We start from the raw sequence: 8,481 nt of genomic DNA on the forward strand, positions 1-8,481 counted from the left end.
TTCCTCCGCCTGCTCCACGGGCACGCGCTGGGGCGGAACTTCGCCGCCGACCGGGTCCTCACCAAGGGCTACGCGGCGGTGCGGGCGGCGCGGCGGCTGGTGCCGTCCGCCGGCTGACCCGGGCAGGGGTCCGCGTGCCGGTCCGGGACCGGCGCGCGGACCCCTGCGGCCCGGCCGTGCCGTCGCCGTCGGCGCCGATGCGAGAAAGGCAGTGCGCCCGCGGCCGATCCCACGGATCATGGGCCCCATGGCCGAGAACCCTCACGCCCCTGTGCCCATCCGGCTCGCCCTCGACGACGGCGACTCCCCGATCGACGTCATCGACGCCCTGTTCCTCCAGCGCTTCACCACCGGCGAGCAGCCCTACTCCCGCACGGTGAGCATCGACCGCGTCCGGCCCGGCGCCCAGCTGGTGCCGTCCGACGCCCGTGTCGTCCGGCAGGCCAGCAGCGACAAGCAGCGCTCCACCCTGGCCGAGGGCGACGGCTGGACCCTGCGGGTCTCCACCGCCCAGTGGGGCAGCGGCACCCACGTCTCGGTGACGGCGACCAGCGAGGAGCTGGCGCAGTCCGTGGTCCACCGCTGCACCGACGGCGTGGAGATGGAGCCGGAACCGGTACCGGAGGAGGTGACCATGGGGTTCTGGCACCTCTCCCCGCGCCGCGGCCCGCTGCGCATCACCCGGCAGATCTCCGCCGCCACCTGGGACGAGGTCCGCGCCAACTACACCGCCCCGGTGGCCGGGGCGATGGACTCGCTGATGAAGACCACCCCCGAGGACATCGCCGGCCGTCTCCTGCTGCTGCACGGCCCGCCCGGCACCGGCAAGACCACCGCGCTGCGCACCCTGGCCCGCTCCTGGCGGGACTGGTGCCAGGTGGACTGCGTGCTCGACCCCGAGCTGCTGTTCTCCGACGCCGGCTACCTGATGAACATCGCCATCGGCGACGACGACGATGACGAGGACGGCGAGGGCCGCTGGCGGCTCCTCCTCCTGGAGGACTGCGACGAACTGGTCCGCGGCGAGGCCAAGCACGTGGCCGGCCAGGCGCTGTCCCGGCTGCTCAACCTGACCGACGGTCTGCTGGGCCAGGGCCGCAAGGTGCTGGTCGGCATCACCACCAACGAGGACCTGGAGCGCCTCCACCCGGCCGTGGTGCGCCCCGGCCGCTGCCTGGCGCGGATCGAGGTCGGCCCGCTCACCCGCCGGGAGTCGGTGGAGTGGCTCGGCACCGAGGAGGGCGTCGGCCGTGACGGCGCCACCCTGGCCGAGCTGTACGCGCTGCGGCGCGGCACCTCCCCGACATCGCTGCCGGAGCCCCGGGCCGGGGAGGACGCGGGGCTCTACCTGTAGTGCTTTGATGGCGGTATGACCGTCTTCGTCGGCACCTCGGGCTGGCAGTACAGGGACTGGCGCGGCGTGCTCTACCCGCAGGGCACGCCCGTGCGGCGGTGGCTGGAGGAGTACGCCGCCCGGTTCGCCACGGTGGAGAGCAACAACGCCTTCTACCGGCTGCCGTCCCGGGAGACCTTCGCGGACTGGCGGGAGCGGACGCCCCCGGACTTCACGGTCGCGGTGAAGGCGAGCCGGTTCCTGACCCACGTCAAGCGGCTGAGGGATCCGGGGGAACCGGTGGAGCGCCTGCTGCGCCACGCGGGCGGCCTCGGCGACCGGCTCGGCCCCGTGCTCCTGCAACTGCCGCCCACCCTGCGGGCCGACGCCGGACTGCTCGACGCCTGCCTGGCCTGCTTCCCGCCGGAGGTGCGGGTGGCGGTGGAGCCGCGGCACGAGTCGTGGTGGACGGACCGGGTGCGGGCGGTGCTGGAGGACCGGGGAGCGGCCCTGTGCTGGGCGGACCGCGGCTCGCGGCCGGTGACCCCGCTGTGGCGGACCGCCGGCTGGGGCTACCTGCGGCTCCACGAGGGCCGGGCCCGGCCCTGGCCGCGTTACGGCGCCCGCGCCCTGCGCACCTGGGCGGAGCGGGCCGCCGGCACCTGGCCCGCGGGCGACCTCTACGTCTACTTCAACAACGACCCCGGCGGCGCCGCCGTCCAGGACGCCGTCCGCTTCGCCCGGTCGGCCCGCTCGGCCGGCCTGCGGGTGACCCGGACGCCGCGCTGACCGCCGGGCCCGGCATGCGGGAAAGCGGTGGATCGCCGGGCACCGCCCGCCCTACCGTGGCGCCATGAGCGATCACCCGAAGACCCCCGTCGTCCCCGTCGAGGCATTCGAACCGCCGTACTACGTGGCCGTGTTCACCTCCGTGCGGAGCCAGGAGCAGGACGGCTACGGCGAAACGAGCGCCCGGATGGAGGAGTTGGTGAAGGACGTCCCCGGGTACCTCGGGATGGAGCACGCGCAGACGCCCGGCGGACTGGGCATCACCGTCGGGTACTTCCGCGACGCCGATGCCCTCACCCGGTGGCGGACCGACGCCGAGCACCGCGTCGCGCAGAGGCGCGGGCGGGCCGAATGGTACGAGAGCTACACGCTGCACGTGGCGAAGGTGGAACGGAGCCACGGGTTCACCCGGGCGGAGACCCGGCGGGACCCGCGGGCGGACTGACCGGCGCGGCGGCCACCGCGGGCGCGGTCACCGCGCGGGCCCTCCGTACACCGCGCGCACCGCCTCCTCCGCCGCCCGGCGCGCCGCCCCGGCGTCCAGCCCGAGCCGGTGCGCCCGCTCCGCGTACTCCCGGGCGGCCGCGGCCGCCGTCCGCTCCGCCGCCGCCCCGGCGGCGGCCACGAAGGTGCCGTTGCGGCCCCGGGTCTCGATCACCCCGTCCGCCTCCAGCGCCCGGTAGGCCTTGGCCACGGTGTTGGCCGCCAGCCCCAGCGTCTCGGCCAGGCCGCGCACGGTCGGCAGCCGGTGCCCCACCGGGAGGGCGCCGGACCGCGCCTGTTCGGAGATCTGTGCCCGCACCTGCTCGAAGGGAGCGAGGCTGCCGGGCCGGTCGTCGATGCGGATCCTCGGACTGCTCACACCCGGATTCTGCCGCACCCGGCCACGGCCGGAAAATGAAGGGCGGCCCCCCGCCCTCTCGCGTACCGTCCCGGCCATGACCGTCTCCGTACGCGCCATCCGGCCGGGCGACCGCAGTGACGCCGAGGCCTTCGCCCGGATCCGGATGCTGGCGCTCCCCTACGTCTTCTTCACCGCCGACTCGGTCGAGCACGTGCTGGCCCGGCTCCATCCGGACAGCCACTACACGGCCCTGCTCGCGGAGGAGGACGGCGAGGCGATCGGCACCGCCCAGCTCTCCCTGGCCCACGAGAGCCCCGAGCCCGGGCAGGCGCTGCTCAACGTCTACGTCCGCCCGGACCGCACCGGCCGGGGCGCGGGCACCGCCCTGGTGAACGCCGGTGAGGGGCGGCTCGCCGAGCTGGGCGCGCGCAAGGTGTTCTCCTGGGTCCTCGACGAGCCGGCCAACCGCGTCTTCGCGGACCGCCGCGGCTACCGGCCCGGCAGCACCGCCCAGTTCCTCCGCCTGGACCTCGCCAGGGCCGAACTGCCGCCGGTCCCGGCCCCGCCGCCGGGCGTCGAGCTGCGGACCGCCGCGGACTTCGCGGACGACCCGCGGCCCCTCTTCCTGCTGGACGCGGAGTGCACCGCCGACGAACCCGGCGACGTGGACTACGTGTTCGACGACTTCGACACGTGGCTGGAGGAGACCTGGCGCCATCCGCTCCAGCGCCACGACCTGGCCACCGTCGCCGTCGCCGACGGCCGCCCGGTGGCGTTCACCGCGGTCCGCACGGACGGCGGCACCCGCTACGGCACCGGCATGACCGGCACGGCCCGCGCCCACCGCGGCCGGGGCCTGGCGAAGCTGGTGAAGGCCGACTCGCTGCACCGCGCCCGGGCGGCCGGTTTCACCGAGGCGCACACCGGCAACGACGCCGGCAACGAGCCCATGCTCGCCGTCAACCGGTGGCTCGGCTACGAGGTCTGCGCACAGGAGGTCCACCATGTCCGCGAACTCGGCTGAGGCCGAGCCCGCCCCGGAGCGGGTCGACGTGGTGCTGCGCAAGGCGGGACGCCTCAAGATCCGTTACCCCGCCGAGCTGCTCTCCGACGACGGCGTGCGGGTCGTCGTCCGCGCCGAGTGGGCGGGCGGGGGCGCCCGGGACTTCGGCTTCGTGCGGTTCGAGCCGGGCGACGTGTTCACCGAGTGGTACTGGCGGGACCGCTGGTACGCGGTGAAGGAGGTCCGGGACCCCTCCGGCGCGCTCAAGGGCTGGTACTGCGACGTCACCCGGCCCGCCGAGCTCACCGGCGGCGAGGTGGTCGTCGAGGACCTGGACCTGGACCTGTGGCGGTCCGCCGACGGGCGCCGGGTGCTGAGGCTGGACGAGGACGAGTTCGCGGCGAGCGGGCTGCGCGAGCGGGACCCGCACGCCGCCGAACGCGCCGAGGCCGCCCTCGACGAGCTGGAGGAGCTCGCTCGCGAGGACGGCTTCGGCGGTCTGCTGGACTAGCTCAGGGCGCCGGTCAGTTGACGGACACCGCACCGCCCGGGCCGGTCACCGGGGCGTACTTGGCGGTGAAGAAGCTGTTCGCCGGGCAGGTGGACGAGCCGCTCTGCTTGGTGAACTGCTGGTTGGTGAAGTTGATCGAGTCGTCGGCGTTGTTCGTGGTGCCGCTGATCGACGGTGCGCTGTACACGCAGGTGACGTTGCCGAAGGGGCTCTTCAGCACGGCGGTGGCGGTGATCGGGCCGTTCACCACGAGGGCTCCGCCGGAGGAGACGGCGGTGGTCAGCAGCGGCGTGACCGTGATCGAGGCGACGCCGGTGGTGAGCGGGATGTTGGACGTGCAGGTGGCCGCGTTGAACGTCTGCTTGACGTTGTTCTCGGTGGCCGTGCCCGGCGCCGGCGGGTTGGTCGCGACGGTGGCCTCGATGGCCGACCCGCTGCAGGTCACGCCCGTGCTGCCGCCCGCCGTGGTGGTGAGCTTGGCCGTGGTGCCGGCGGCCAGCGACGCGGTCAGCTTGGCGCCGACGGGGACGCCGGCGCCGGTGGCGTCGTACGTCAGGACCTCACCGGCGGCGGCCGGCGCGGCGACGGCCGTCGCGGAGACGCCCCAGATCGAGGCGGCTCCGGCGAGGACGGTGGCGAGTAACGCGGTACGACGATTGCGCATGACGGATTCCTTCCAGGGGGGAATGGATCTCGGAGGTGCGCACGGCGGTGACGTGGGGGCCGCCCCGTGACCGCCGCCTGCTCACTCGCGGGGTTCGTCCCGGTCCGCGGTGAGAGTTCTCGGTGGCGCCGTTCGCTGTGGCGTTCAGGTGGTCCCGGCCGAGGGACCACAGGTAGCCCATAAGTGTTGTAACCGGGATGGTTCGGGCGGGTCAAGAGGTCCGTCGGCTTTTTGTTACCCGAGGTAACCCCAGCTGACGGGCGGGGTGCCCCCTGCGGGGACGGCGCGCACGCCGCCGGCCCCGCAGGGGCGCGGTTCAGCCGCGGGCGTCGTTCAGCGCCGCGGTGAGGGACTCCAGGCTGCCGTCGATGGCGATCGACGTGTCGACGCCGGTGAAGGTCACCGCGTTCCCGCCCGGTCCGGCCGGCAGGTCGAAGAGCGAGTTGACGATCCAGTTGCTCTCGCCCAGCCCCAGGAGACCGCAGCGGCTGGCGCCGGGGATCGCGACCGAGGAGTCGCTCAGGGTGCCGTCGGTTATCTTGATCACCACGGTCTCGTGCCCGTTGGGGTCGACCTCGACGGCCATGTCCGGGGCGGCCGGCGAGGAGGCCCGCAGCACGATCGGCTTCGCGTCCGTCCCCAGGTAGCAGTGGGACCCGAGCAGCGGGTGGATCACCTTCAGCTTGATCGGCATCTCGAACAGCGGGTGATCGCTGCCGACGGCCAGCGGAACGAAGTTCCGGATCGGACCGGCCGGCTCGACCTTGATGTCGGCGCTGGTGACGCCGGGCCAGAAGTTGGCCAGGCCGGGCAGCGGCGCCTCGGTGACCGGGGCGTCCAGCAGCGGACCGCCGACCGGGTTGGCGGTGTCGTAGACGTTGGCGGTGCTGCCCAGGACGTCGACCGTCGGCGCGGCGGACGACCAGCGGATGCCCCAGTTGAGCTTCATCGGGGCCCCGATCGGCACGCTGTAGTCGCCGATCCGGAAGGTGCCCCCGCCGACCTCGGAGTGCACGCAGCCGACCTGGAGGTTGTCCGCGGCGGTGAGCAGCGGCGAGGCGGTCGGACAGGTGTCCATGTTCTGGTAGGGCGCGGCCAGCTGTGTTCCGGCGGCCGGGGCCGGTGTCGCCTGCAGTCCCAGCAGGGCTGCGCAGCCGGCCACCGCGGCGGCGGCCCTGCCGAGCACGCGGCGGCGGGGTCTGCGGTTCGTGGCGTTGTCCATGTGCGCGTTCTCCTCGCTTCGGGCCCGTTCGGGCGGAGTCGTGCGGCACGGCGACGCGGCGGGTCCCCCTCGCCCGGCGCCACGGGCGAGGGGGACGTCCAACCGCAGGGAAACCCAACGACGTTGTATCGGCGCCCGCCGGGGCGGTCAAGGAGCCGGACGGATATTTGTTACCCGAGGTAAGCGCAGTTCGGACGGCGGGTCGCGAAGCGGGGAGACGTCCTGCGACCCTGGCGGCAGGCCGCCCGCCTGCGGGAACTCCGTCCCGGAAGGAGGGGCTCCGGTCGGCTCGCCTGCACCACGCGGCGACATCTGCCCCAATCGCAACACACCGTCAACACCCTTTGTCCGCAAGCCAATTGACCACGTTCCACACTCACCGGTAACTTCCAGGGATCCCCCCGAACCCTCCGCTGCGCCGCCGCCGACAGGACCTGGGGAAACCCGGCGCCGCTCAGGGGGTTCCGTCCGCGCCAGGACATGCCCCGGTTCCACCGACATCGTCGTCACAGAGGAGAGCCGTCCATGTCAGAGTCCGCAATGCCCCGTAAGGGCAGAGTCCGTCTGCGCCGATGGGCCGCGCTCGGTGTCCCCGGGGTGCTCGCCACCGCGGCGCTGGTCGTCGCGACCGCCCAGGGCGCGCTGGCCGCCCAGTTCACGATCTCGGGCATGCCGTTCACCATCAACGCCGACAAGCTGCAGGCGACAGGCATGACGCAGTACGGCGGCCTGGACAACATGCACCCCGACAGCCCGCTCCACGGTGACACGGGTGGCCAGGTGGCGGTGTTCATCACCACCATGAAGAACGCCGAGATCACCAACCTGTGCCAGGCGGTGGCCATCGGCGGCACCCACCTGACCATCACCGCCGGCAACAAGGGGACCCCCGCCAAGGCCACCAACCTGGCCACCGACTCGGACACCCTGACGGGCCGGACCGGCACCTTCAACGGCCTGGAGATGGGCCGGGACGCCTCCACCCTGGACAAGGGCTTCTCCACGGGACCGCTCGGCACCTTCGGCATGCAGGCCGACCGGATCGTGGTGGAGGACGTCTACCAGCACAACTGGGCGACCACCGCCGGCGCCATGACCCTGCCCAACCTGAAGATCGCCTTCAGCGAAGCAGGCTGCGGCAACTGACGCAGTCGCGAAGACCCCGGCCGGCGGACGCGTTCCGCCGGCCGGGGCCCGTGTCCGATCGGAAACGCCCGCGAAGGAGCCGCCGGCCGTGGCCAGCGACAGCACATCCGACACCCCGCACAACGCCCCGTACGCCGGCCCGCCCGCCCCGTACGCGGGCCCGCCCGCCGAACACGCCGGTCCGCACGCCGAGCACACCGAGGCCGCCCCGCACGCCGAGGCCCTCACGCAGCCCGGCGCCACCGTGCGGTCCGGGACCGCCCTGCCCGCCGCTCCCCCGGATCCGGCGCCGAAGCGGCGGTCCCGGTTCGCCACCTGGCGCGGCACCCGGCCGTTCCTGGGCGGCCTGCTGCTCACCCTCGCCGGCGTGGAGATCATGCTGACCATGAAGGTCCTGGAGTCCTCGCTCCAGGTGATCCTCAAGGCCGGAGCCCTGGGCATCGCCGGCTACCTGCTGCCGGCCGTGATGACCCTGTGCGGGCTGCTGATCCTCTTCAACCCCGCGCAGCGGATCTTCTACTCGATCATCGGCCTGCTCGCCACGCTCGGGTCCTGGGTCACCTCGAACCTCGGCGGGTTCGTCGTCGGCCTGATCCTCGGCCTGCTCGGCTCGACCCTCGCGTTCGGCTGGCTGCCCGACCAGGAGCCGCGCCGCAAGCTGCTGCGCCGCCGTCGCCGCGAGGCCGCTTCCGCGGGCTGAGCCCGCCCCGTCCCGGCTCGCCCGGCGCCGCCCGGGCCGCCGTGCCGGAGTTCTTCCGCCCCGTGGGCGGGTCGCTGCTCCCCCTGGGGCAAAGGCCCGCCCGCGGGCGCGTCCGGCTCCCGGCGGTCATCCGGACGGCGCCCGGCCGCCGTCGCCCTCGCCCTGCTCCCGCAGCGCGCTCGCACGGCCGATGCCTCGGCCGATGCCTCGGCCGCCGTCTCCGCCGACGTCTCCGCCGCCCCGCCGACGGCCCCGGCGGCCCTCCCCCG

The 8,481-nt window shown here is 73.9% G+C and carries 10 protein-coding genes; 7 read left to right on the forward strand and 3 right to left on the reverse strand.

Annotated features, from left to right (window positions below; genetic code table 11):
* Positions 1–247 precede the first annotated feature (247 nt).
* The 3 genes from A2U95_RS24620 (at position 248) to A2U95_RS24630 (ending at position 2,567) form a co-directional block, all read left to right on the forward strand.
* Positions 248–1,354 carry a DUF5925 domain-containing protein gene (locus A2U95_RS24620; protein WP_166026879.1) on the forward strand — a complete coding sequence of 369 codons (1,107 nt, stop codon included), beginning with the start codon at positions 248–250 and terminating at the stop codon, positions 1,352–1,354.
* A gap of 15 nt (positions 1,355–1,369) precedes the next feature.
* Positions 1,370–2,122 carry a DUF72 domain-containing protein gene (locus A2U95_RS24625; protein ID WP_166026881.1) on the forward strand — a complete coding sequence of 251 codons (753 nt, stop codon included), beginning with the start codon at positions 1,370–1,372 and terminating at the stop codon, positions 2,120–2,122.
* Positions 2,123–2,186: 64 nt separating this feature from the next.
* Positions 2,187–2,567: an antibiotic biosynthesis monooxygenase family protein gene (locus A2U95_RS24630; RefSeq protein ID WP_166026882.1), complete on the forward strand. Its 381-nt coding sequence runs from the start codon at positions 2,187–2,189 to the stop codon at positions 2,565–2,567.
* Between the two features lie 27 nt (positions 2,568–2,594).
* On the opposite strand, the gene A2U95_RS24635 is transcribed toward A2U95_RS24630, so the two are convergent.
* On the reverse strand, positions 2,595–2,984 hold the full coding sequence (locus A2U95_RS24635; RefSeq protein WP_240958021.1) for a GntR family transcriptional regulator: 390 nt from the start codon (positions 2,982–2,984) through the stop codon (positions 2,595–2,597).
* A 76-nt stretch (positions 2,985–3,060) separates the two neighbouring features.
* Between A2U95_RS24635 and A2U95_RS24640 the strand changes: the two genes are divergently transcribed.
* Both A2U95_RS24640 and A2U95_RS24645 read left to right on the forward strand, forming a co-directional pair.
* On the forward strand, positions 3,061–3,990 hold the full coding sequence (locus A2U95_RS24640; RefSeq protein WP_166026886.1) for a GNAT family N-acetyltransferase: 930 nt from the start codon (positions 3,061–3,063) through the stop codon (positions 3,988–3,990).
* Positions 3,971–4,480: a ribonuclease FAU-1 family protein gene (locus tag A2U95_RS24645; protein WP_166026888.1), complete on the forward strand. Its 510-nt coding sequence runs from the start codon at positions 3,971–3,973 to the stop codon at positions 4,478–4,480. Before A2U95_RS24640 ends, A2U95_RS24645 begins: the two co-directional genes overlap by 20 nt.
* A 13-nt stretch (positions 4,481–4,493) precedes the next feature.
* Here the strand turns inward: A2U95_RS24645 and A2U95_RS24650 are convergent, their stop codons facing one another.
* Together A2U95_RS24650 and A2U95_RS24655 are read right to left on the reverse strand one after the other, a co-directional pair.
* Complete coding sequence (locus A2U95_RS24650; protein WP_166026890.1) at positions 4,494–5,144, reverse strand: Tat pathway signal sequence domain protein; 651 nt, start codon at positions 5,142–5,144, stop codon at positions 4,494–4,496.
* Positions 5,145–5,460: 316 nt separating this feature from the next.
* Positions 5,461–6,366 carry a hypothetical protein gene (locus A2U95_RS24655; RefSeq protein ID WP_166026894.1) on the reverse strand — a complete coding sequence of 302 codons (906 nt, stop codon included), beginning with the start codon at positions 6,364–6,366 and terminating at the stop codon, positions 5,461–5,463.
* Positions 6,367–6,891: 525 nt separating this feature from the next.
* Between A2U95_RS24655 and A2U95_RS24660 the strand changes: the two genes are divergently transcribed.
* The gene (locus A2U95_RS24660; RefSeq protein ID WP_166026896.1) at positions 6,892–7,512 is read left to right on the forward strand and encodes a DUF6230 family protein; all 621 of its coding nucleotides are present in this window, start codon (positions 6,892–6,894) and stop codon (positions 7,510–7,512) included.
* 262 nt (positions 7,513–7,774) lie between these two features.
* Complete coding sequence (locus tag A2U95_RS24665; protein ID WP_166026899.1) at positions 7,775–8,212, forward strand: DUF6114 domain-containing protein; 438 nt, start codon at positions 7,775–7,777, stop codon at positions 8,210–8,212.
* Positions 8,213–8,481 lie beyond the last annotated feature (269 nt).

Origin of the sequence: Streptomyces chilikensis (genome assembly GCF_001642695.1) — a bacterium.
In the GTDB taxonomy this organism is placed as follows: Bacteria; Actinomycetota; Actinomycetes; order Streptomycetales; family Streptomycetaceae; genus Streptomyces; species Streptomyces chilikensis.